A 1,067-nucleotide genomic window follows, 5' to 3' on the forward strand; every position below is an offset into this window, starting at 1 on the left:
GGCCAGTAGCGCCGGTGTTGGAACGCATACGTCGGCAACTCCACCCGCCGTGCCGCCTCCCGCACACCACCCGACCCCGGCAACACCCGACCCCAGTCGACATCCAGACCACCCACGAACGCCTGACCCAACGACCGCAACAACCGATCCGCACCACCGTCGTCACGCCGCAACGACTCCACCAACACCACCCCACCCGACGCGGAGGCCGTATCGGCACCGGTGTCCAACACCTCACCCACCGCACCCAGCAGCACCGGATGCGCCGACACCTCCACAAAAGCACCCACACCCGAACCCGCCAGCACCCCCACCGCCTCACCGAACCGCACCCGACGCCGCACATTCTCAAACCAATAACCCGGCCCCAACTCACCCCCCGACACCACACGACCCAGCACCGTCGAAAAAAACTCCACCCCACCAGCACCCGGCTCAATCCCCGACAACAACCCCGGCAACACACCCGCCAACGAATCACACAACCGCGAATGCGCCACAAAATCCGACACCGGAACCCGCCACCGCATCACCCGACGCCGACGCAACTCCCGCTCCAACTCCACCAACGCCCCAGGCTCACCCGACACCACCACCGACACCGGCGAATTCACCGCCGCCACCGACAACCGACCCCCGAACCCCTCCACCAACTCACCCACACCCGCCACCGGCATCACCACCGACAACATCCCCCCCTCCACACCCAAACCCGCCAACGCACGCGACCGCACCGCCACCACACGCGCACCATCGGCCAGCGACAACACACCCGCCACCGTCGCCGCCGCGATCTCCCCCTGCGAATGCCCCACCACCACATCCGGCCGCACACCCGCCGCCTCCCACACCGCCGCAAGCGACACCATCACCGCCCACAACACCGGCTGCACCACATCCGCCGACCCAAGCTCCCGAGCACCCTCCGCCCCACACAAAACCTCCACCAGATCCCACTCCACATGAGGCGCGAGAGCCTCCGCACACTCCGCCAACCGCGCCGCGAACACCGGCGACTCCACCAACAAACGCCGCCCCATCCCGGTCCACTGGCTCCCCTGACCGGG

Annotated in this window: 1 protein-coding gene; it reads right to left on the minus strand. The window is 68.0% G+C overall.

Annotation, left to right across the window (positions count from 1 at the left end):
- A partial coding sequence (locus DMH08_RS39580; RefSeq protein ID WP_233618084.1) for an acyltransferase domain-containing protein occupies window positions 1–1,040 on the minus strand: 1,040 nt, incomplete at its 3' end.
- Window positions 1,041–1,067: the final 27 nt, after the last annotated feature.

This window comes from Actinomadura sp. WAC 06369, assembly GCF_003947565.1.
GTDB classification, from domain to species: Bacteria; Actinomycetota; Actinomycetes; order Streptosporangiales; family Streptosporangiaceae; genus Spirillospora; species Spirillospora rifamycini.